Genomic DNA, 21,615 nt, shown 5'->3' with positions numbered 1-21,615 from the left:
TCACGAAATCACTATGCATCTTTTATGCCATGCTTTCATTGTGGGTATTGACTGATGATACGCTGTTTTTTTAGTCAAAATGCTGACGAAAAACAGGCAATCGTCAGTTTTGACGTGTCGAAGTGAGGGAGGTGACGCGGATGTGCAAAGCCCGGGTAAAGCGCTCAGGACGCTTCCCGGGGCGGTTTATGCCAGATAACGGCTGCGCGCCAGCGCTGCCGCGCCCCGGGCGCCGTTAAACGCCGAAGATGAGGCGGCGATAAAGCGGACGGCCTGATACGGTAGCGGGCGACGAACGTAGGTTTTGATCATCGCGATTAATGCATCACGCGGAAAAGCGGGCATATCCATGACGCCGCCGCCGAGGATCACCGCATCCGGGTCAAAAAGATTGATGCTGGTGGCGATCGCGCGGGCGGCGTGGTTTAACAGCGTCTGGACAAACGGCGCTTGCCCGGCGTGAACAAACAGTTCGCCCAATGCCCAGTCGCGTGTTTGTTGCTCGTACCAGCGCTTTAGCGCGATGCCGGAGCATACGGTTTCCAGACAGGCAGGGTTGCCGCAGGCGCAGGTGAGGGCGTCATCACCCAGCGGAATGTGCCCCAGTTCGCCCGCGACGCCGTGGGCGCCGATCCAGGGTCCGCCGTTCAGCCAGACGGCGAAGCCCATGCCGGTGCCGAGATAAGCCGCCAGCACCTCCTGTTCCTGCAGGTGATTCTCCTGCACGTCAAAAGACAACTGCAGATTCACATCGCGGGAAAACTCGACCGGGCAGCCCAGCGCCGCTTCCAGCCTGTCAGCCAGGTTGTACAGATCGTCAGCGGCCAGAGGCAGATTGGGCGTTGAAATAATCGTCCGTTTGTCCCTGGCTACCAGCGCCGGGAATCCCATCACCAGCCCACGGCATCTGGCATCATGGTGGGCCAGTTGCTGTTGCAGCAGGTTTTTAATGCCGTCAACCAGGCCGTCGGAGGTAATCACATCCGCCGTTCGACGCTTTTCACCGTGCAGCGTTACGCCCTGTGCTGTCTGCAGGCAAAAGCGGATATGCGTCGCGCCCATATCCACGCCAGCAACGACGTTACGCTGTTTTTGCATGAGGCAGTACCTCGTTTTTTGCCGCAAGGATTTGTTCTGCCATTATTTGCCATGCATCATCAATCTTGTCGGCATGGTTAAAGAGGCCGGAGGTGCCGACGATAAAGACGTCCGCGCCCGCCGCGATCAGTTTTTGGTAAGAGGCCTGGTTGCAGGAGCCGTCGATTTCAATTTCGTAGCCCAGCCCTTCGCGTTCGCGCCAGGCTTTCAGCTCAGCGATTTTATCCAGCATCTCCGGGATAAACGGTTGCCCTGCGAAGCCGGGATCGACGGTCATCACCGTGATTTTGTCGGCTTTATGAATGTAATATTTCATCGCCTCGACCGGGGTTTCCGGATTGAGGATGAGGCCAACTTTCATACCGTGACGACGAATGGCATCAATCAGTCGGAAGGCCTGGCCGTTAATGGTTTCCGGGTGCAAGGTGATAATATCCGCGCCCGCCTGCGCCAGCTGGCTAATGTAATCCTGTGGACGGGTGACCATCAGATGGCAGTCCAGCGGCTTACTGGCCAGCCGTTTCACCTGGCTGACGAAAAAAGGCGACAGGGTCAGATTTGGCACAAAATGGCCGTCCATAATGTCGATGTGAAAATAATCTGCGTGCTGGTCGATAAACTCGATCTGTTCTTTGAATTTCAGCAGATCCATACACATTAAAGAGGGTGCAATTTTCATTATAAATTCCTTACTTACTGATAAGACGGTCGAGGGCGACAGCCGCGATGATTAATCCGCCCATCACCACCAGTTGGTAGTAGGTTTGTACTTGCAGAATATTCAGCCCATTATTGATGGTGCCGATGATCAGGCCGCCGATAACCACGGAGAAGATGCGCCCCTTACCGCCGAAGAAGCTGGTCCCGCCGATGATGGCGCTGGCGATGGCGTAGGTTTCAAAGCCCATTCCCGCCAGGGGTTCAGCCGCGCCGAGTCGTGCAGTGGAGACTACCCCCGCCAGTCCGGCGCAAATACCAGAAATAATAAACACCAGCAGCATGTGAAATTTGACGTCGATACCGGAGTAAAAGGCTGAGTTTTTGTTACCGCCCAGCGCGTAGATATTGCGGCCCACGCGCAGACGCGTGGTGAGAAACCACAGGATCACCGCGACAATCAACGAGAAGATGACCGGGACGGGGATCCCTAACGGCGTGGCGGCGAAGAAGTTGACGAAATCAAATGAGAAGCCGTATACCGAGTTGGCATCAGAGATGACCAGCGTGATACCGCGGAAAATGGCGTTGGTGCCCAGGGTAATGATAAATGGATGCAAACCGGTCCAGTTGACCAGACAACCGTTGATTGCGCCAAGCAGGCCGCCCACCAGTACGCCGCCAATCAGCGCCGCGAGGAACGGATCGACGCCCGCCAGCATCAGTTTCGCGGTAACCATCCCGGAGAGCGCGAGGATCGCCCCGACCGACAGATCGATCCCGGCGACAAGGATCGCGAAGAATTCGCCCATGCCGATCAGCACGGTGACCGAGCTCTGAACGAAGATCTGCGTAATGTTGTTGGTCGTCAGGAAGTACTCCGACGACAGGCTACCGAAAATCGCGACGATAATGGCAAGGATAAAAAAGGTGCCGTATTTATCCCAGAACAGCGCGAAGTTAAACGGTTTTTTCTCGCCCATGTCGCTTTTCACTCTTGTGGTAGTGCCCATGCCATAATCTCCTCTTCGCTCATATCGTCGCGATTGCTCAGGATCTGTGTCAGTCGCCCTTCGCAGAACACGGCAATGCGGTCGCAGACGGCGATAATTTCAGGTAATTCAGACGACACCATCAGGATGACTTTTCCGTCATCGGCCAGCTGGCGCATCACTTTATAAATTTCGGCTTTTGCGCCAACGTCGATGCCGCGCGTCGGCTCATCAAAAATAATGACGTCCGGGTTGCAGCATAACCATTTGGAAATCAGCACTTTCTGCTGATTGCCGCCGGAAAGCTCGGTAATGTTCTGATCGACGGAATGGCACTTCAGCGCCAGCAGCTTACGTTGCGCTTCCGCCGTTTTGCGCTCGTCCCCTTCGTTGAACAGCCCCATCGCCCCTTTGTAACCGCCGCGCTTCAGACTCTGGCTGACCGCTATGTTCTGGGCGATCGAGAAGTTAGCGAAAAAGCCGTTTTCCCGGCGGTTTTCGGTGATATAGGCCATACCTTTTTTTAAGGCGTCCAGCGGTGAACGGGGGGAGATCGCTTTACCGTTGAGATGGATTTCGCCGTGCGCGCGCTTATCGACGCCGAACAGGCAGTTCATCAGTTCGGTACGTCCGGAGCCGACCAGCCCGGCAAAGCCAAGAATTTCGCCGCGATTAACGCTGAAGGAGATGTCGCGCACCTTTTTCTTGTCGTGACTGGTGACATTTTTCACCTCGAACACCGTCTCGCGGGCAATATTGCCGGTGCTCTCTTTCATGGCATTGAAGCGGTTTTGCAGCTCGCGGCCCACCATCAGGCGCACGATGTCGTCGTTATTGACTTCGCTGACCATCCCGCTGCAGACGCTGCTACCGTCTTTCATCACCGTGTAGCGATCGCAGATGCGGCGAATTTCCGCCAGCTTATGCGAGATATACACGATGGCGGTGCCCTCTTTGCGCAGTTGGTTCATGATCAGGAACAGATAATCCACTTCTTTATTGGTCAGCGAGGAAGTGGGTTCATCCATAATCAGCACTTTGGCGTCGAGCATCAGCGTCTTGGCGATTTCCAGCATCTGTTTGTGGCTGATGGAGAGGTTTGCCACCTTTTCGTCTAAAGCAACCTTTAGCCCGACGCGCAGCAGCATCATTGCCGCCCGTATGCGCATTTCTTTCCAGTCGATAATATTGATGCCGCAGACTTTTTTCGTCAGATGACGACCAATATATAAATTCTCCAGCACCGTTAATTCATCAATCACGCTGAGTTCCTGATAAATAATACCGATGCCGAGTTCAGCCGCTAATTTATGGTCGAGCTTGTCATAGTTGACATTATTAATTGTGATGGTGCCTTTGGTCGGCTCATGTATTCCCGACAGCACTTTCATTAACGTTGATTTACCGGCACCATTTTCCCCTAATAACGCATGTATTTCATAAGGGTAAACTGTTAAATCAACTGATTTTAATGCGTGAACCGGACCAAAGGATTTGCCGATCCCCGCCATTGAAATATATGGCGTGAGCATAGTGATTCCTTATATTTTCACCCTCTCCCGGAACGGGAGAGGGGCGGGGTGACGCAACCTTTGAATTATTTCGTCACCAGAATAGAGTCCACCATTTTAAATTTCGGGGTTTTATCCAACGGAATAACCTTGCCGCTTTTTTCTGCATCGACCAGCATCTTGAGGCCGGTCGCGCCAATATCCGCCGGGTTCTGCGCGACAGTGGCGGTCATCTGCCCGTTTTCTACCATCTTGCGGGCTTCCGGAATGCCATCGGTGCCAACGACCAGCACTTTGCCGGTTTTACCGGCATTCGCGACGGCCTGAGCGACCCCCATCGCCATGGTGTCGTTAGCGCAGTAAATCGCTTTGATATTCGGATTACGCTGTAACACGTTGGTGGCGACGTCCAGCGCCTTGATACGGTCCCAGTCGGCAGGCTGGCTGGCCACCAGCTTGATCTGGCTCGCCTTCTTAAACGCCTCAGTCGCGCCGTTACGACGAGCTTCACCGGAGGCGTTACCGGCTTTGCCTTCGATAATGGCGACTTCTCCACCCTCCGCGCCCAGCTTATTGATGATAAATTCCGCGCCTTTTGCGCCGACCGCCACGTTATCGGTAGTGACAAACCCTTCCACATTGCCGCCGGCTTTCTTCAGGTTGTCCATATCGATTTTTTCATCGAGGTTGACCAGATAGATGCCCTTTTTCCAGGCTTTAGCCACCGGCATCACCAGGTTAACGGAGGAGAGCGGCGCAAAAGCGATACCTTTGTAATTTTTGTTGCTGAGATCTTCAAATAACTGCAGTTGCGACTGGAAATCGCCTTCCGAGGGCGAGGCAAAAATATCGACGCTAACGCCTAATGTTTTGGCTTCGTCTTCAATACCCTTTTTCATATCGACCCAAAATGGGTTGGATAATGTCTTCAATACCACGGCGTAATCGGCAGCGGCCATTGCGCTGGTGGATAACATTATGCCCATAGCCGCGCCGCTGAAAAGTTTCAGATATTTATTCATAGCAGTATTCTCAGTGTAGGGGACGCTCCTGTGGCAGGAGCTAATTATTAATACTCTAACTCATTCAAATCACGGTAAAGAGGGTAAGCGAGTTAATCCCCGGCGCCATAGAAAATCATGTGACCGGGGAGAACGTGCGTTGCCAACTCATCTGTGACCTGAAACATGACGAGTATTTACTTCAGCGCGCCTGGTGAAAAGAAATCAACAATCGCGCCCGTTTTCTGCATATTTATATTCGCTTGTTCAATGTCGAGCTGTGCGACGGAAACAAAGAACGCATCTAATAATGTCAGTTGTAATATACGTGCCGAGGCATTCCGGCCCAATAACGGCGTCTCTGGTGCTGGCGAGCAAATAATAAAGTCAGCTAATTTTGCAATCGGCGAATGATAGCTATGGGTGATACAAATAATTTTTGCACCATTTTTTTTCGCGAGTTCCACCGCCGATTTAATATCGCTGGTGCGCCCTGAGTGCGAGACCACCAGTACCACATCCCCCTCCTTCAGCAGCGATGCGGACATCATCATGATATGGGCGTCCGGGTAAGCCTGACAGCGCACGCCGATGCGTAAAAATTTATGCTGCACATCGGCGCAAATGGCGTTGGACCCTCCGGCGCCGTACAGGTCCCGCTGCCTGGCGCGGGCAAAGAATCGTGCCGCACGATGAATCTCGTCGACATTGACGATTGACTGGCCTTCCATAATGGTGCGCAGGGTGATGTTAAACACCTTATTCACGACATCCTGCGGCGCTTCATCAAAGGAGAGCTCAGCCGGGAGCACCTGCTCGGATTGCGAAAAGTAGGCTTCCAGCGCGCTGCGCAGGTTGCGAAAACCGCTAAAGCCAAGCAGTTTCGACACCTTAACGATCATGGCTTCGGATACTGACAGCGCCTCCGCGACATCTTTGATTGCCGGCGCATCGCTGAGATTGCCGGGGGTGAGCAACCATTCAACGATACGACGTTCGTTTTCGGTCATCCCTTCCTGCTTCATGCGAAGCCAGGGGGCAAGGCCGATACCGTTGGGGAGCGCACTGGATTCTGACTGACTCATCGCTTTCTCTTCGTCCATAAAATGAAGACAACACTATATCACCACAGGTGAAACAGAAAAGATACAATCAACTTCACAAAAATTATATTTTTATAAAGTAATATGTTTCGTGAAGTTTGGTGGTGTCGACATGCGTTGTTATTTTAGTAAATTATTTTTATATCAAATTGTTATGTGTTATTTGCGGGATGTCTTATGCGCGAGGTAGTATCGGTTTAAATGCTTTCAGCGCTTGATTTGTGAAATTTTGCCGTGTAGAAAGGCCCTTTCAGCAGTGTGATTGCGGTTTGTTTCGCCAGTTTTCGCCGTTTAAATCACAATGCAAACACTATCTGTAAAGTTGATAACAGGCGAGGCTGAGTATGAAACGGATTGCATTTGGCTGCGATCATGTGGGTTTTATCCTGAAAGAGGCGATCCTGGCGCATCTGCGCCAGCGCGGCATTGACGTCGTGGATAAAGGAGCATGGTCAACGGCGCGCACCGATTATCCACGTTACGCCAGCGCTGTGGCTCAGGCTGTTGCCGCGGGTGAAGTCGATGGCGGGATCCTGATTTGCGGCACCGGCGTCGGTATCTCAATCGCTGCTAATAAACATTCAGGCATTCGGGCGGTGGTTTGCAGCGAGCCTTACTCGGCGCAGCTTTCACGGCAGCATAATGATACTAATGTTCTGGCTTTTGGCGCGCGGGTGATCGGTCTGGATCTGGCAAAAATGATCGTCGATGCCTGGCTGGACGCCGAATTTGAAGGCGGACGCCATCAGGGGCGGGTCGACGCAATCGGCGCGATTGAGCAGCAACGGCACTGAGATCCCTCCGCGATGAGGTTGATTAATATGGGGCCAGTCGCGAGGGCTGGTCCTGTGCCGTATTTCTGTACCGGTTTGTTTTTCCACGTCAGCGTGGACCCGTGTTGTTGATGGGGTGCGCGGCGGGTTAATCCAGCACAATCTCCATCCCATCAAACCCCGCTTCAAACCCGGCAGGCAGCACATTGTCCATCATCCATACGTCGAACTGGTGGCTGATATGGGTGAGGATCACGCGCGGGCAGCCAATTACCTGGTTAATGGCCCGAACCGTGTTCAGGTCGCAGTGATTGCGCGACGGCTGCGGACGCGGTTCATGGCTACAGTCGATAATGATGATCTGCGGCTGGTTGTTAAGCAGGAATTTCAGCGTTTTTTCCGGCAGGCCCGCGGTGTCGGACAGCCAGGCAACCCGGCTGTGGGCCGACTCCAGCAGATAACCGAAAGTGAGCTTTGAGTGGTTTAGCGGTAGCGGCGTGACGCGCAGCCCCTGTAGCGTAAACGTCACAAACGGTTCGACGGTGTGGCTGAAATCCAGCAGGCCCGGATGTCTGAACAGATCGTCGCAGCCCTGTTCATCGGGCGGGCCGTATACCGCAATGGGGTCGCCTGCGCCCCAGCGCAGCGGGAACAGCCCCTGAACATGATCCATATGATAATGCGTGAGCAGAAACTGCTGAAAGCTGCCGGCGGGCCAGTGCTCCATCAGATCCGGCAGTCCGGCATCCAGCAGCGTCACCGCGCTGTTGAATGTGACCACCGCGCTACAGGGGCGGCGACGGTGCGCCTCAGTGGCGCGCGCCCGGCGACAGGCGGGGCAGTCGCAGCCGAAAACCGGTACCTGCTGCGCACCGCCGGTGCCGGTTAAGCGGAGAGTCAGGCTCATACTACCTCCTCACTTCAGGACATTTTTGTCAGGCGAGCCGCTGTTCACGCCGGTTGCCGTGAACGCGAATCAAGGATACCAGCGCATCCACCGAGTGGCTCAGAGGGCCATCATTGTTGAGGATCTGGCACGCGCCCGGCGTATAACGCGCCGCCCGCGCCAGCCGCTGAGCAATCTCCGTTTGGTTCTCCCGTCCGCGCTGCTCCAGACGTTGACGCAGTATCTCCGGGGAGACCTGCAGACAGACGGGCAGCAGGACATCGGCATAGCGTGCCTGCGCCTGTGGAAGGTGCGCGCGGGAGCCGTTGGCCACCACGTCAAACCCGGCGTGCAGCCACAGGTCAATTTCCACGCCGATGCCGTAGTACGTGTTGTTGGCATGCCAGCTAAGGGCAAACAGGTGCTGTTCGGCGCGGGTGAAAAATTCATGTTCGCTAAGCGCGATATGATTTTCGTAGCCCGCATTGTGAGGACGGGTAATGTAGCGGTGCGCCACCAGCAGCTGCGGATGTTCCCGCTGGCGCAGCGCCGTCAGCAGGCTATCTTTACCGGAGCCGGATGGGCCGACCAGCCAAATCAGTCTCCCCGTCATCAGAAGACCCTCTTACCCTGACGCCAGACGTTATCAATATGGATATGCTCGCCGCGACGGCGCGCCAGCACCAGATCCGCGCGTTTACCTTCGGCAATTGTCCCCCGGTCGTGCAGACCTACCGCCTGCGCCGGGTTACTACTCACCAGACGAATAGCCTGCGCCAGGGTAAAGGCGTTAGCGTCGTCATCGGCAACGCGAAAAGCGGCGTCCAGCAGGCTGGCGGGGTAATAATCGGAGGAGAGGATATCCAGCAGGCCGCGGGTTGCCAGATGGTGGGCGGCGACGTTCCCGGAATGCGAGCCGCCGCGCACGATATTCGGCGCCCCCATCAGAACGCACATTCCATGCTGACGTGACGCCTCCGCGGCAGCGAGCGTGGTAGGAAATTCGGCGATGACGCTGCCAAGCTGGTGCGATTCGGCTACATGCTCAGGGGTGGCGTCGTCGTGGCTGGCCAGAGCGATATGACGCTCGCGGCAGATCGCGGCAATACTCTGCCGGTTGGGTTGCGACCAGGTTGCCGCCAGCGCCATCTGCTCCTCTTCGAATTGGTCCATTTCGGCGTGGCTCAGGTGGTATTTTCCCTGATAGTAGTCGCGGTATTTGCTGCGATCGGCGTACTGGCGCTGGCCTGGCGAGTGATCCATCAGGGAGACCAGGCTGACCGGCTCGCGGCCCACCAGTTTTTCAAACAGCGGCAGAGTGGTGTGGTGCGGCAGTTCACAACGCAGATGCAGACGGTGTTCAGCACGGTTGAGGCCGCGCTTTTGCGTCTCTTCCACGGCGTTAATCATTTTTTCCAGATTCTCCAGGCGATCGCCGCCGTCACGAACATCGCCAATAGCGACGGCATCCAGCACGGTGGTGATGCCGCTGGCAATCATCAGCGCGTCGTGGCTGCTCATCGCCGAATGGGCGGGCCAGTCCACTTTTGGTCGGGGGGAGAAAAACTTGTCCAGATTGTCGGTATGCAGCTCGATAAGCCCCGGCAGCAGCCAGCCGCCTTCGCCATCAATGGCCGCCGCCAGCCGACTCTGGCTTGCGGCGAAGGCATAAATGTTGCCGTCCCGCACTTCCAGCGAGCCATTAACCACCTCATTTTCGAGGACCAGCTTTACATTATTGATAATCATGCTGATATTCCCATCGGATGCAGGCGGTCAGCGACCTGATTGCGTACCGCTTCGTCATGAAAAATACCGACGATAGCCGCGCCGCGCGCTTTGGCTTCGTGAATCAGTTCCACCACCGCAGCGCTGTTTTTCGCGTCCAGCGAGGCGGTAGGTTCGTCGAGGAGCAAAATGGGGTAATCAACCGCAAAGCCGCGGGCGATATTGACGCGCTGCTGCTCGCCGCCGGAAAAGGTGGAAGGCGCCAGGCGCCACAGGCGCTCAGGGACGTTCAGGCGCGCCAGTAGACGGGCGGCTTTTGCGGCGCTCTCGTCGCGGGAAATGCCCAGTTCGAGCAGCGGCTGCATCACCACGTTGAGGGCGGAAATGCGCGGGATCACCCGCAGGAACTGGCTGACCCAGCCGATAGTGGTTTTACGTACTTCCAGTACCTTACGCGCCGAAGCGCTGACCAGGTCCACCCATTCGTCGCCGTGGCGGATATGGATGTGGCCGCTATCGGGCAGGTAGTTGGCGTAAAGCGATCGCAGCAGGGTTGATTTTCCGCTGCCGGAGTGGCCGTGCAGCACCACGCATTCCCCGGCGTTAACGGTTAACGAGGCGTCGGTGAGGACCGGCAGACGCACGCCGTGCTGCTGGTGCAGAACAAAGGTTTTATGGATGTTTTCAACGCGGATGGCGTTCATTTTTTGCCTCTTCGATATTCGTGTGGCCGATTGCCCCGGGGGTTAATTCTGCAATACCGACGACACCAGCAGTTGGGTGTAAGGGTGGTGCGGATCATCCAGCACCCGGTCAGTTAAACCACTTTCCACCACCTCGCCCTGCTTCATCACCAGCAGACGGTTAGCCAGCAGGCGGGCGACGCCGAGATCGTGGGTCACGATCACCACCGCCAGGTTCAGCTCCACCACCAGGCCGCGCAGCAGGTCGAGCAGGCGCGCCTGCACCGAAACGTCCAGCCCGCCGGTCGGCTCATCCATAAATATCAGCTTTGGCCGGGTCACCAGATTGCGGGCGATTTGCAGGCGCTGCTGCATTCCGCCGGAAAAGGTGGTGGGCAGGTCGTCAATGCGTGAAGGCGGGATCTCCACCTCCTGCAGCCACTGCGCCGCCGTGGCGCGAATATTGCCGTAGTGCCGGGCGCCGGTGGCCATCAGGCGTTCGCCGATATTGCCTCCCGCCGACACCTGGCGACGCAGGCCGTCCAGCGGATGCTGATGCACCACGCCCCATTCGGTGCGCAACAGGCGACGGCGATCCGCTTCGCTCATCGCGTACAGTGAGCGGTTCTGATACAGAACTTCGCCCCGTTGCGGCGTCAGGCGGGCGGAAATGGCCTGCAGCAGAGTGGTTTTCCCGGAGCCGGATTCGCCGACGATACCGAGGACTTCGCCTGGCCACAGTTCAAACGACACATCGCTGAAGCCTTTTCCCGGCGCATAGAGGTGGGTCAGGCGATTGACCGCCAGTAACGGATGACTCATTTTTTCTACGCCTCGCTCTGTTGACGGCAATAATCGGTATCGGAGCAGACAAACATTCGCTTGCCGCTGTCGTCGAGCACCACTTCATCAAGATAGCTGTGGCGCGATCCGCAGATGGCGCAGGGCTCGTCCCACTTCTGAACGGTAAACGGATGATCGTCGAAATCAAGGCTCTCTACCGGTGTATAGGGCGGCACCGCGTAGATACGCTTTTCGCGTCCGGCGCCAAACAGCTGTAGCGCGGGCATCATATGCATCTTCGGATTATCGAATTTTGGAATCGGCGACGGGTCCATCACGTAGCGGCCGTTCACCTTCACCGGGTAGGCGTAAGTTGTCGCGATATGGCCGAAACGGGCGATATCTTCGTACAGCTTAACCTGCATCACGCCATACTCCTCCAGCGCGTGCATGGTGCGGGTTTCGGTTTCGCGCGGCTCGATAAAGCGCAGCGGCTCCGGGATCGGCACCTGGAAGATCAGGATCTGATCTTCGCTCAGCGGCGTTTCCGGGATCCGGTGGCGGGTCTGGATCAGCGTCGCCTCTTCGGTGCGCTCGGTGGTGGCGACACCGGTAACACGCCGGAAGAACTGGCGAATCGACACCGCGTTGGTGGTGTCGTCCGCGCCCTGGTCGATCACTTTCAGCACATCGTCCTCGCCAATCACGCTGGCGGTGAGCTGAATGCCGCCGGTGCCCCAGCCGTAGGGCATCGGCATCTCGCGACCGCCGAACGGTACCTGATAGCCGGGGATTGCCACCGCTTTCAGAAGGGCGCGGCGGATCATGCGTTTGGTTTGCTCATCAAGATAAGCAAAGTTATAGCCGGTCAGCGCGTTAGCCACGTTGATTCTCCCGTTGCAGACGTTTGAGCAGCGCCAGTTCGGCCTGGAAATCGACATAGTGAGGGAGTTTGAGATGCGAAACGAAACCGGCCGCCTCGACGTTATCGGCATGAGCCAGCACAAACTCTTCATCCTGCGCGGGCCCCGCCGCTTCTTCACCGTAATCCGGCGCCTGTAGCGCGCGGTCTACCAGCGCCATTGCCATTGCTTTGCGCTCGCTCATGCCGAACGTCAGGCCGTAACCGCGGGTAAAGTGCGGCGGCTCATCCGGAGGGGCGACAAAGCCGTTGACCATTTCGCATTCGGTCATCAGCAGTTCGCCGATATTGACGGTGAATCTCAGCTCTTCGGGGGTAATTTGCACCGTGATGTAGCCGCTGCGAATTTCACCGGCAAACGGGTGATTACGCCCGTAGCCGCGCTGGGTGGAGTAGGCCAGCGCCAGCAGATAACCTTCGTCGCCGCGCACCAGTTGCTGTAAACGCGAAGAGCGTGAACAGGGGTAGACCGGCGGATGACGGGTAATGTCGTCGGGGCGGGCAGCGGTATCCTGCTCCGCTTTCGCCAGTTCCTGTCGGGTCAGCAGATGAAAAACATGTGGGGTGGCTTGTTGCGGCGCGTCGTCGGTGGCCAGCACGGGCGATTCACCGTTGGCCAGCAGGGTAAAATCGAGCAGGCGATGGGTATAGTCGTAGGTCGGGCCGAGCATCTGGCCACCGGGAATATCTTTGTAGACCGCTGAGATACGACGTTCAAGGCGCATACTGGCGGTGTCGATCGGTTCGCTCACCGCCAGCCTTTGCAGGGTGGTGCGGTAAGCGCGCAGCAGAAAAATGGCTTCGACGTTATCGCCGCTGGCCTGTTTCAGCGCCAGCGCCGCCAGCTCCCGGTCGGCGATACCGCCTTCAGTCATTACCCGGTCGACCGCCAGATTTAGCTGCTGGCTAATCTGTTCAACGCTGATTTCGGCAAGCCGCCTGTCACCACGGCGTTTATGTTCTTGCAGGGCGTGAGCGGCGGCGATCGCCTTCTCGCCGCCTTTGACGGCTACGTACATTAGCAGACCTCCACATGGGTGGTGCGCGGGATAGCCAGCAGGCGTTCTCCGCAGGTCAGGATCAGGTCGATGCCCAGCGGAAACGGGTGCGGGCGTTCGGTTAATTCCTCAATAATGCATTCCGGCAGATGCGGGGCGATCATCCGTTCTTCGGCGATCCCGGCCCCGGTCAGGCGCAGCATGCGGCCGCCGCTGAGGCTGGTGAGCTGAACAATCAGCGTGACGCTGGTTTCCGGGGCGACGACAGTACCGGCAGAAAGTACGTTCAGTTGTTCGCTGCTGATACTGTCATCGGCGATGGCGAATGTTGCCCGTTGCGGCTGCTCAACCAGCGGCGCGCCGGTATGAAAGCGCAGATTCTGAGCGACGAGATCGTTATGTAGCGCCGGGGCGAGCCAGAGCGGCGTATCGTGATCCGCCAGGGTCAGCAGCAGGCTGGTGGAAGCGATGTTCAGCGGCTGCCAGCCGTGCTGGAGCTGCTGCAGGGAGACGATCACGCCCGGTTCACTCATCGCTTTCAGCAGACGGCGAAAACTGTGTTGGGCATCCTGCACCGGCAGGGCAAAGGCGGTTTGTAATGTCATGCGTTATCTCCGCGAACCAGAGTAAAGAAGTCGACCCGACTGGCGTTGACTTCGGCGCGTCGGGCTTCAATGCGCGCGCTACGTTGTGCTTCCAGCGGGGTTATCAGGGTTTCCATCAGGGTGTGAAAATGGTGTGGCGACTGCATCAGGGCATCAATGACCGCGCAGCGCTCGGCGTGCGGGCGGTCACGGCCCAGAACCCAGCTATAGCCGGTGGTTCCGTCGGCCAGGCGAATGGCCGCGCGGGTTAAGGTGGCATCACCGGCAAAGAAGCGGTCGCCGGTGCCGCCCATGCGCGCCTGTAGCTGGACCAGGCCGGTTTCCGGGGCGCGAAGTACCTCATACTGCGGCGCGAGATTCAGGGTCTGCATCCGCGCCTCAAGTTCTGGTGGTTCACTGTGGGCCAGCACGGACATCCAGCGCTGGCGAGTGGCGGTATCAAAGTGCATTCAGTGCTCCATGGTGAATTCGATCATGTCGGCGCGGGTCAGGCTGACGGAGTATTCCGTCGCGTTCTGTGCACCCTGGCGATGATTCAGCGTGCGCACGCACAGCAGCGGCGCCAGATTGGGTATGCCGAGAATGTTGCTCTCTTTGGCCTGCGCGCGGCGGGCGCTGATTTTGGTGCGTACGCGGGTCAGTTCGATATCAAGCTTGTCGCGCAGCAGGTCATGGAGAGAACCGTGGGTAAAGGTTTGCAGCACCGGCCATAAATTCAGGTCGGCAAAGTAGTGGTCTATCAGGCACAGCGCGACGCCGTTCACACGGCGCAGGGTGCGCAGGTGAATAACGTCATCGCCTTCGTTAATGGCAAAGGCTTCGGCAACATGGCTGCTGGCCGGGCGCAGGACCGACAGCAGTTTCTCGCTGGTAGGATGGCTTCCCTGTTCGAGCAGATTCTGGCTGAAGCGCGCCTGGGCATTGAGCGGGTAATCAATCGGCCGCATCAGCACCAGTACGCCGACGCCGTGACGGCGCTGGACCCAGCCGCGCTCGACGAGCTGGTCGATAGCCCGGCGCAGAGTATGGCGGTTAACCGCAAAGCGGGTCGCCAGCTGCTGTTCGGCGGGAAGATAGTCGCCGCAGCGGTAGTGGTGGCGAAGCTCTTGCTCAAGTTTGGCGGCAATTTCCTGGTATCGGGTTGGATAGCTGGTCGGATGTCTGGATAAGTACATGTCAGTCAAGCCTCCACGAAGGGCAAACGCATATTGACTTCGGAACATGGGGCGATCCTGACGGTTTTTTGTGACGTTTCAGTTAAGAGACGATGACCGGGGGATGAAGAGTTGGTGCCAGCGGGATGACAGGGGAGAAATGTGCGTGCGGCTGCTTTCAACCCTGACCCGCTCCCGTTTGAGGAGCGAGTCAGGATAAGGGGGATTAATCAGTTCTTTTTGACAAATTCAGATTTTAGTTTCATTGGACCAAAACCATCAATTTTACAGTCAATATTATGATCGCCTTCGACCAGGCGGATATTTTTCACTTTAGTACCGATTTTTAGCATTGAAGAGCTGCCTTTAACCTTCAGATCTTTTATCACAGTAACGCTATCACCGTCGGCCAGTAAATTGCCGTTGGCATCTTTGACGATCAGCACATCATGATCGTCCGCAGGCTCGGCATTATTCCATTCATGGGCGCATTCCGGGCAGATAAACATGCCGCTATCTTCATAAGTGTATTCAGAATGGCATTTGGGGCAGTGTGGCAGTTGCATGACGATCCTCGCGGTTACTGGATAAAACAGGACGTTGGTCCATTAAATGGCGGCTGATAGCCGAAAGTAACATTGATTATAACGTAATCACGCACTTTTGTCGGGACTTTTTTACCATGAATTACGGCGGCGAGAGCGAATATATCTCACCGGTCATTGCAGAATAATCTCCATAAATAATCCAGATATTTCCGGAAATATATCGCTCGTCTCCAGTATTCATTGAACTTATTCTTCTCGGACGACGCTGCTTAAGGGGAATAACCTGTGAGGTTGATCACAAATTTAAACGCTGTTAGGGTAAAAAAGCGCGATCGACAATTTACGCGACGTATTAGCGATTCCGCGTAGTTAATTATGGCCAGAGCAGGCGTCAACAGGTTCGGTTGTACGGACTGTCCGCAGACAGTGCAGGCAAACCTGCTACGCTTGAAATGTGGAGCACAGCAATTCGCCGCTCCCAACGCATGACGCGAATGACGTTGTCATTTGGCGCAGATTCGTGCGCTCAAGGCGAGAGCAAAAGAGGAAAATTATGCTTAAAAGGAAAAAAGTAAAGCCAATCACGCTTCGGGATGTGACCATCATTGATGATAGCAAACTAAAGAAAGCGATTACCGCAGCGTCGCTGGGCAATGCGATGGAATGGTTTGATTTTGGGGTTTATGGTTTTGTTGCGTATGCGCTGGGTAAAGTCTTTTTCCCCGACGCGAATCCCAGCGTGCAGATGATTGCCGCACTCGGTACTTTTTCCGTTCCTTTCTTAATTCGTCCACTGGGTGGCCTGTTTTTCGGGATGCTGGGCGATAAATATGGCCGACAAAAGATTCTGGCGATAACCATCGTTATTATGTCGATAAGTACATTCTGTATCGGCCTTATTCCGTCGTATGCCACAATTGGTATCTGGGCGCCGATTCTGCTGCTGCTGTGTAAAATGGCGCAAGGGTTCTCGGTCGGCGGCGAATATACCGGCGCGTCGATCTTTGTGGCGGAATATTCGCCGGACAGAAAACGTGGTTTTATGGGGAGCTGGCTGGATTTCGGGTCGATTGCCGGCTTCGTGATGGGCGCGGGCGTGGTGGTACTGATTTCCAGCGTGGTGGGGGAAGCGAACTTCCTCGACTGGGGCTGGCGTATCCCGTTCTTCCTGGCGTTGCCGCTAGGGATCATCGGTTTGTACCTGCGTCATGCGCTGGAAGAGACCCCGGCGTTCCAGCAGCATGTGGATACCCTTGAACAGGGCGACCGCGAAGGTTTGCAGGAAGGCCCGAAAGTCTCCTTTAAAGAGATTGCGACGAAACACTGGCGCAGCTTATTGACCTGTATTGGTCTGGTGATTTCCACCAACGTGACCTACTACATGCTGCTGACCTATATGCCGAGCTATCTGTCGCATAACCTGCACTATTCGGAAGACCATGGCGTACTGATTATTATTGCCATCATGGTCGGGATGCTGTTCGTGCAGCCGGTTATCGGGATGCTCAGCGATCGCTTTGGTCGCCGCCCGTTCGTGCTGATTGGTAGCGTTGCGCTGTTCGTGCTGTCGATCCCGGCGTTTATTATGATTAACAGCAACGTTCTCGGCCTGATTTTCGCCGGTCTGTTGCTGCTGGCGGTTGTACTGAACTGTTTTATCGGGGTGATGGCCTCGTCGCTGCCGGCGATGTTCCCGACGCATATCCGTTTTAGCGCGCTGGCCAGCGCCTTTAATATCTCGGTGCTGATTGCCGGTCTGACGCCAACCCTGGCGGCGTGGCTGGTGGAGAGTACGCAGAACCTGATGATGCCGGCTTACTACCTGATGGTGATTGCGGCTATCGGCCTCATTACCGGCCTGTCGATGAAAGAGACGGCGAATCGTCCGCTAAAAGGGGCGACGCCTGCGGCCTCCGATATCCAGGAAGCAAAAGAAATTCTCGGCGAACACTACGATAACATCGAACAGAAAATCGAAGATATCGATCAGGAAATCGCTGATCTACAGGAAAAACGGACCCGTCTGGTGCAGCAGCATCCACGCATTAACGACTAATTCGTTTTTATGGTGATACATGCCGCCGTGGGAAACCCCGGCGGCATTTTTTACGCCTGTATCGGCGTGAGGCTCTGACGGCGCTGGCGACTCAATTTGCGGTACTGCTGCGGCGGCATACCGACATAGCGGGTAAAGGTGCTGTAGAAACGGCTGCTGGAACGGAAACCGGCGGTCAGGGCGATATCAAGGATGGTTTTGTCGGTATCGCTAAGCAGCGCGCGTACATGATTAATACGCATGGCGGTAATGTACTGCTTCATGGTTTGCTGCATCACTCGCTGAAACACGCCCATCGCGTAGTTTGAGTTGAGCTTAACGTGTTCGGCGACGGCATCGACGGTCAGGGCCTGGTCATAATGGGCGGCGATAAACTCCAGCATCTGGCTGACATAAAACTGGGCGTGGCGCGAGACGCTGTTTTTATGCGTGCGTGAGGTTTTATTGACCAGCAGCGGCTGCCAGCCGGAGAGACTCAGACGCTTGAGCATCAGGGCGATTTCATCGATCGCCAGTTGACGGATCTGTTCATTGTCGTTGCTCAGCTCCTGCTGCCAGCGGCGTACTTCAAACGCGCTTAGCTGCTGGGCGGCGAGGGATTTAATCACCATGCCGTGGGTGACGTGATTAATCAGTTCACGGTCCAGCGGCCACGAAAGAAACAGATGCATTGGTAGATTGAATATCGCCATCTGCTGGCAATTTCCGGGGCGGGTAAGCCGATGGGGCGTACAGGCCCAGAACAGGGTGATGTAGCCCTTCTCAATGCGCACCACTTCGTTGTTAATCACATATTCCACATCGCCGTCGAACGGCACATTCACCTCAACCTGGCCGTGCCAGTGGCTGGTGGGCATGGCATGCGGCGGGCGCAGTTCGATATCCATGCGCTGATATTCGGAATAGAGCGCCAGCGGGCTGCGGCTCTGTTTTTCGTCGCTGCTGCACATGTGCGGATCGGGGGGCAGAGAGGTGAAGCGGTGTTCCATCATGTCAGTGATTCCTGGCGCGTCGGAGTGGTTGCGCGGTGGTCCTGGGTTGCCTACAGCTTAGCGGAATACATGGCCCGTTTTCTCTCCTTTTCGGACGATCTGTTCCCGAAAACTCATATTTTGTGGCGTTCAATGGTCGATCTGAGTTTCCGGGAATCCTCCGGTGGGAACAGGGCAGCGTAACGAGGCGGCGGCGTGCCACTCTGCAATGGTTCAATAACCTGATGGAGAGAGCGCGATGTCCGCCCCTAAAATTACTTTTATCGGCGCCGGTTCAACGGTGTTCGTCAAAAATATTCTCGGTGATGTCTTCCAGCGTCCGGCGCTGAAATCGGCGCATATCGCGCTGATGGATATTGATGAAACCCGCCTGGAAGAGTCGCATATCGTGGTGCGTAAGCTGATGGATTCCATCGGCGCGAACGGTGAGATCAGCTGCCACCGCGATCGCAAAACCGCATTGCAGGACGCCGATTTTGTCGTCGTCGCCTTCCAGATTGGCGGCTATGAACCCTGCACCGTGACCGATTTCGAGGTCTGTAAACGCCACGGTCTGGAGCAGACCATTGCCGATACGCTGGGGCCTGGCGGCATTATGCGCGCGCTGCGCACCATTCCGCATTTATGGGTGATCTGCGAGGACATGGCCGAAGTGTGCCCGGACGCCACGATGCTCAACTACGTCAACCCGATGGCGATGAATACCTGGGCGATGTACGCCCGCTACCCGCATATCAAGCAGGTTGGCCTGTGCCACTCGGTACAGGGAACCTCGGAAGAGCTGGCACGCGATCTCGATCTTGATCCGGCGGATTTACGCTACCGCTGCGCGGGGATCAACCATATGGCATTTTATCTGTCGCTGGAGAAAAAGCTGGCCGACGGCAGCTACGTCAGTATTTACCCGGATCTGTTGCAGGCCTACGCCGACGGGCGGGCGCCGAAGCCGAATCTGCACGGCAACCCACGCTGCGAAAACATCGTGCGCTATGAAATGTTCAAAAAACTGGGTTACTTCGTGACTGAATCTTCAGAACATTTCGCCGAATACACGCCGTGGTTTATCAAGCCGGGGCGGGAAGACCTTATTGCGCGCTACAAGGTGCCGCTGGATGAATATCCGAAACGCTGCGTGGAACAACTGGCTAACTGGCATAAGGAGCTGGGGAGCTATAAGAGCGGCGAACGCATCGACGTTAAACCTTCGCGCGAATATGCCAGCACCATCATGAACGCTATCTGGACCGGCGAACCCAGCGTGATATATGGCAATGTGCGCAACGACGGTCTCATTGATAACCTGCCCCAGGGCTGCTGCGTGGAGGTGGCCTGTCTGGTGGACGCCAACGGCATTCAGCCCACCAAAGTCGGCACGCTGCCGGCACATCTGGCAGCGCTGATGCAGACCAACATCAACGTGCAGACCTTGCTCACCGAGGCGATCCTCACGGAAAACCGTGATTACGTCTATTACGCCACGATGATGGATCCGCACACTTCCGCCGTGCTGGGGATCGAAGAGATCTACGCCCTGGTGGACGATCTGATCGCCAGCCACGGCGACTGGCTGCCGGAATGGGTGCGCCGCTAATCTTCACATTCCGCTGGCCGCGATGGGCCAGGCGGCACCCGTAATGCTCTATCAAACACCTGAAGGAGGCGCTGGTGACAGCGATCTGTGCCCTATGAGTATTTCAATGACAACAAAGCTCAGCTACGGATTTGGTGCCTTTGGTAAAGATTTCGCTATCGGTATCGTTTATATGTATCTGATGTATTACTACACCGATATCGTTGGACTGTCGGTCGGGGTGGTCGGCACACTGTTTCTGGTGGCAAGGATCCTTGATGCGATAGCCGATCCAATCATGGGATGGATAGTAAATTGTACGCGATCGCGATGGGGAAAATTCAAACCATGGATACTGATTGGAACTCTTACCAACTCGATCGTGCTGTACATGTTGTTCAGTGCGCATCACTTTTCCGGTGGTGCGCTATTAGCGTGGGTATGGGTGACTTATCTGCTATGGGGATTCACCTATACCATCATGGATGTACCGTTCTGGTCGCTGGTGCCGACAATTACTCTTGATAAACGCGAACGTGAGTTATTGGTACCCTATCCGCGCTTTTTTGCCAGCCTGGCGGGGTTTGTCACCGCAGGGATAACGCTGCCGTTTGTCAGCGCCGTCGGTGGCGCCGATCGCGGTTTTGGTTTCCAGATGTTCACACTGGTGTTGATTGCGTTTTTTATCGTTTCAACCATCGTGACTTTGCGTAATGTACATGAAGTTTATTCCTCTGATAGCGGTGTTAGCGAGGATTCCAGCCATCTTTCGCTGCGGCAGATGGTGGGGCTTATCTATCGGAACGATCAACTTGCTTGCCTGCTGGGGATGGCATTGGCCTATAACACGGCAGCGAATATTATCTCTGGCTTCGCCATTTACTACTTCACTTACGTTATTGGTAGCGCCGAGATGTTCCCTTATTACATGTCCTACGCTGGGGCGGCGAACCTGTTGACGTTACTGTTTTTTCCAAAGCTGGTGAAAGGATTGTCACGGCGCATTCTTTGGGCAGGCGCATCAATAATGCCGGTACTGGGTTGCGGCGTGCTGCTTCTGATGGCAATAGGGGGGATATATAACATCGCGCTGATTTCGCTGGCTGGCGTGTTGCTGAATATTGGCACTGCACTGTTCTGGGTGCTGCAAGTCATTATGGTGGCTGATACCGTTGACTACGGCGAATATACGATGAATATCCGCTGTGAGAGTATCGCTTACTCAGTTCAGACCCTGGTGGTGAAAGCGGGGGCGGCGTTTGCGGCCTGGTTTATCGCTATCGTCCTGGGCGTCATTGGTTATGTACCGAATGTCGCTCAATCGGCACAAACGCTGTTGGGGATGCAGGCGATTATGATTGCGCTGCCAACGCTCTTTTTTGCCCTGACGCTATTCCTCTATTTTCGCTACTACAAACTGAATGGCGATATGCTGAGACGTATTCAGATTCACCTGTTGGATAAATATCGCCGGGTACCGGAAGCGGGAGGCGAAACGGAACAGTCAATAGTGGTGACTAATCAGGTCGCCATAAGCATTCGAAAATAGGTTAAG

Annotated in this window: 22 protein-coding genes; 4 read left to right on the top strand and 18 right to left on the bottom strand. The window is 55.8% G+C overall.

What is annotated here, in order from left to right; genetic code table 11:
- Window positions 1-186 precede the first annotated feature (186 nt).
- From alsK to alsR, 6 genes are all read right to left on the bottom strand, one after another.
- Window positions 187-1,098: an allose kinase gene (gene alsK, locus FN037_RS18860; RefSeq protein ID WP_138358366.1), complete on the bottom strand. Its 912-nt coding sequence runs from the start codon at window positions 1,096-1,098 to the stop codon at window positions 187-189.
- Entirely contained in the window at window positions 1,082-1,777 is a 696-nt protein-coding gene (alsE, locus tag FN037_RS18855) for a D-allulose 6-phosphate 3-epimerase (RefSeq protein ID WP_142502951.1), read from the bottom strand. The genes alsK and alsE overlap by 17 nt, the downstream gene beginning before the upstream one ends.
- A 10-nt stretch (window positions 1,778-1,787) precedes the next feature.
- Entirely contained in the window at window positions 1,788-2,768 is a 981-nt protein-coding gene (alsC, locus tag FN037_RS18850) for a D-allose ABC transporter permease (protein WP_142502950.1), read from the bottom strand.
- On the bottom strand, window positions 2,747-4,279 hold the full coding sequence (alsA, locus tag FN037_RS18845) for a D-allose ABC transporter ATP-binding protein AlsA (protein ID WP_142502949.1): 1,533 nt from the start codon (window positions 4,277-4,279) through the stop codon (window positions 2,747-2,749). The genes alsC and alsA overlap by 22 nt, the downstream gene beginning before the upstream one ends.
- A 65-nt stretch (window positions 4,280-4,344) precedes the next feature.
- The gene (gene alsB / locus FN037_RS18840) at window positions 4,345-5,280 is read right to left on the bottom strand and encodes a D-allose transporter substrate-binding protein (RefSeq protein WP_138358374.1); all 936 of its coding nucleotides are present in this window, start codon (window positions 5,278-5,280) and stop codon (window positions 4,345-4,347) included.
- Between the two features lie 176 nt (window positions 5,281-5,456).
- Entirely contained in the window at window positions 5,457-6,344 is an 888-nt protein-coding gene (alsR, locus tag FN037_RS18835) for a D-allose utilization transcriptional regulator AlsR (RefSeq protein ID WP_138358376.1), read from the bottom strand.
- Between the two features lie 362 nt (window positions 6,345-6,706).
- Between alsR and rpiB the strand changes: the two genes are divergently transcribed.
- Window positions 6,707-7,156: a bifunctional allose-6-phosphate isomerase/ribose-5-phosphate isomerase RpiB gene (gene rpiB, locus FN037_RS18830; protein WP_138358378.1), complete on the top strand. Its 450-nt coding sequence runs from the start codon at window positions 6,707-6,709 to the stop codon at window positions 7,154-7,156.
- Window positions 7,157-7,283: 127 nt separating this feature from the next.
- Here rpiB and phnP read toward each other — a convergent pair whose 3' ends face one another.
- The 11 genes from phnP to FN037_RS18775 all read right to left on the bottom strand — a co-directional run bounded on the left by phnP (window position 7,284) and on the right by FN037_RS18775 (window position 15,460).
- Window positions 7,284-8,042: a phosphonate metabolism protein PhnP gene (phnP, locus tag FN037_RS18825; RefSeq protein WP_142502948.1), complete on the bottom strand. Its 759-nt coding sequence runs from the start codon at window positions 8,040-8,042 to the stop codon at window positions 7,284-7,286.
- Between the two features lie 28 nt (window positions 8,043-8,070).
- Window positions 8,071-8,634: a ribose 1,5-bisphosphokinase gene (phnN, locus tag FN037_RS18820; protein ID WP_138358382.1), complete on the bottom strand. Its 564-nt coding sequence runs from the start codon at window positions 8,632-8,634 to the stop codon at window positions 8,071-8,073.
- Window positions 8,634-9,770, bottom strand: a complete 1,137-nt coding sequence (gene phnM, locus FN037_RS18815; RefSeq protein WP_142502947.1) for an alpha-D-ribose 1-methylphosphonate 5-triphosphate diphosphatase — start codon at window positions 9,768-9,770, stop codon at window positions 8,634-8,636. The genes phnN and phnM overlap by 1 nt, the downstream gene beginning before the upstream one ends.
- Window positions 9,767-10,453: a phosphonate C-P lyase system protein PhnL gene (gene phnL / locus FN037_RS18810; RefSeq protein WP_142502946.1), complete on the bottom strand. Its 687-nt coding sequence runs from the start codon at window positions 10,451-10,453 to the stop codon at window positions 9,767-9,769. The genes phnM and phnL overlap by 4 nt, the downstream gene beginning before the upstream one ends.
- A gap of 42 nt (window positions 10,454-10,495) precedes the next feature.
- Window positions 10,496-11,254, bottom strand: coding sequence for a phosphonate C-P lyase system protein PhnK (gene phnK, locus FN037_RS18805; RefSeq protein WP_138358388.1), 759 nt, complete (start codon window positions 11,252-11,254; stop codon window positions 10,496-10,498).
- Window positions 11,255-11,259: 5 nt separating this feature from the next.
- Entirely contained in the window at window positions 11,260-12,099 is an 840-nt protein-coding gene (locus FN037_RS18800; protein WP_142502945.1) for an alpha-D-ribose 1-methylphosphonate 5-phosphate C-P-lyase PhnJ, read from the bottom strand.
- On the bottom strand, window positions 12,092-13,156 hold the full coding sequence (locus tag FN037_RS18795) for a carbon-phosphorus lyase complex subunit PhnI (protein ID WP_142502944.1): 1,065 nt from the start codon (window positions 13,154-13,156) through the stop codon (window positions 12,092-12,094). Before FN037_RS18795 ends, FN037_RS18800 begins: the two co-directional genes overlap by 8 nt.
- Window positions 13,156-13,740: a phosphonate C-P lyase system protein PhnH gene (gene phnH / locus FN037_RS18790; protein WP_138358394.1), complete on the bottom strand. Its 585-nt coding sequence runs from the start codon at window positions 13,738-13,740 to the stop codon at window positions 13,156-13,158. Before phnH ends, FN037_RS18795 begins: the two co-directional genes overlap by 1 nt.
- Window positions 13,737-14,189: a phosphonate C-P lyase system protein PhnG gene (phnG, locus tag FN037_RS18785; RefSeq protein WP_138358396.1), complete on the bottom strand. Its 453-nt coding sequence runs from the start codon at window positions 14,187-14,189 to the stop codon at window positions 13,737-13,739. The genes phnH and phnG overlap by 4 nt, the downstream gene beginning before the upstream one ends.
- Window positions 14,190-14,915, bottom strand: coding sequence for a phosphonate metabolism transcriptional regulator PhnF (gene phnF / locus FN037_RS18780; protein ID WP_142502943.1), 726 nt, complete (start codon window positions 14,913-14,915; stop codon window positions 14,190-14,192).
- A 209-nt stretch (window positions 14,916-15,124) separates the two neighbouring features.
- Window positions 15,125-15,460: a zinc ribbon domain-containing protein YjdM gene (locus tag FN037_RS18775; protein ID WP_138358400.1), complete on the bottom strand. Its 336-nt coding sequence runs from the start codon at window positions 15,458-15,460 to the stop codon at window positions 15,125-15,127.
- 535 nt (window positions 15,461-15,995) lie between these two features.
- On the opposite strand from FN037_RS18775, the gene proP reads away from it, so the two are divergent.
- The gene (gene proP / locus FN037_RS18770; protein WP_138358402.1) at window positions 15,996-17,498 is read left to right on the top strand and encodes a glycine betaine/L-proline transporter ProP; all 1,503 of its coding nucleotides are present in this window, start codon (window positions 15,996-15,998) and stop codon (window positions 17,496-17,498) included.
- 50 nt (window positions 17,499-17,548) lie between these two features.
- On the opposite strand, the gene melR is transcribed toward proP, so the two are convergent.
- Window positions 17,549-18,487, bottom strand: a complete 939-nt coding sequence (melR, locus tag FN037_RS18765) for a transcriptional regulator MelR (RefSeq protein WP_171034803.1) — start codon at window positions 18,485-18,487, stop codon at window positions 17,549-17,551.
- 241 nt (window positions 18,488-18,728) lie between these two features.
- On the opposite strand from melR, the gene FN037_RS18760 reads away from it, so the two are divergent.
- Both FN037_RS18760 and melB read left to right on the top strand, forming a co-directional pair.
- On the top strand, window positions 18,729-20,081 hold the full coding sequence (locus tag FN037_RS18760; protein WP_142502942.1) for an alpha-glucosidase/alpha-galactosidase: 1,353 nt from the start codon (window positions 18,729-18,731) through the stop codon (window positions 20,079-20,081).
- A gap of 94 nt (window positions 20,082-20,175) precedes the next feature.
- A complete protein-coding gene (gene melB / locus FN037_RS18755; RefSeq protein ID WP_138358649.1) occupies window positions 20,176-21,609 on the top strand; it encodes a melibiose:sodium transporter MelB in 1,434 nt (477 codons plus the stop codon).
- The last annotated feature ends 6 nt before the right edge of the window (window positions 21,610-21,615 follow it).

Source organism: Klebsiella sp. 2680, assembly GCF_900198535.1.
Taxonomy (GTDB): Bacteria; Pseudomonadota; Gammaproteobacteria; order Enterobacterales; family Enterobacteriaceae; genus Klebsiella; species Klebsiella indica.
This window is presented reverse-complemented; position numbering and strand designations above follow the sequence as displayed.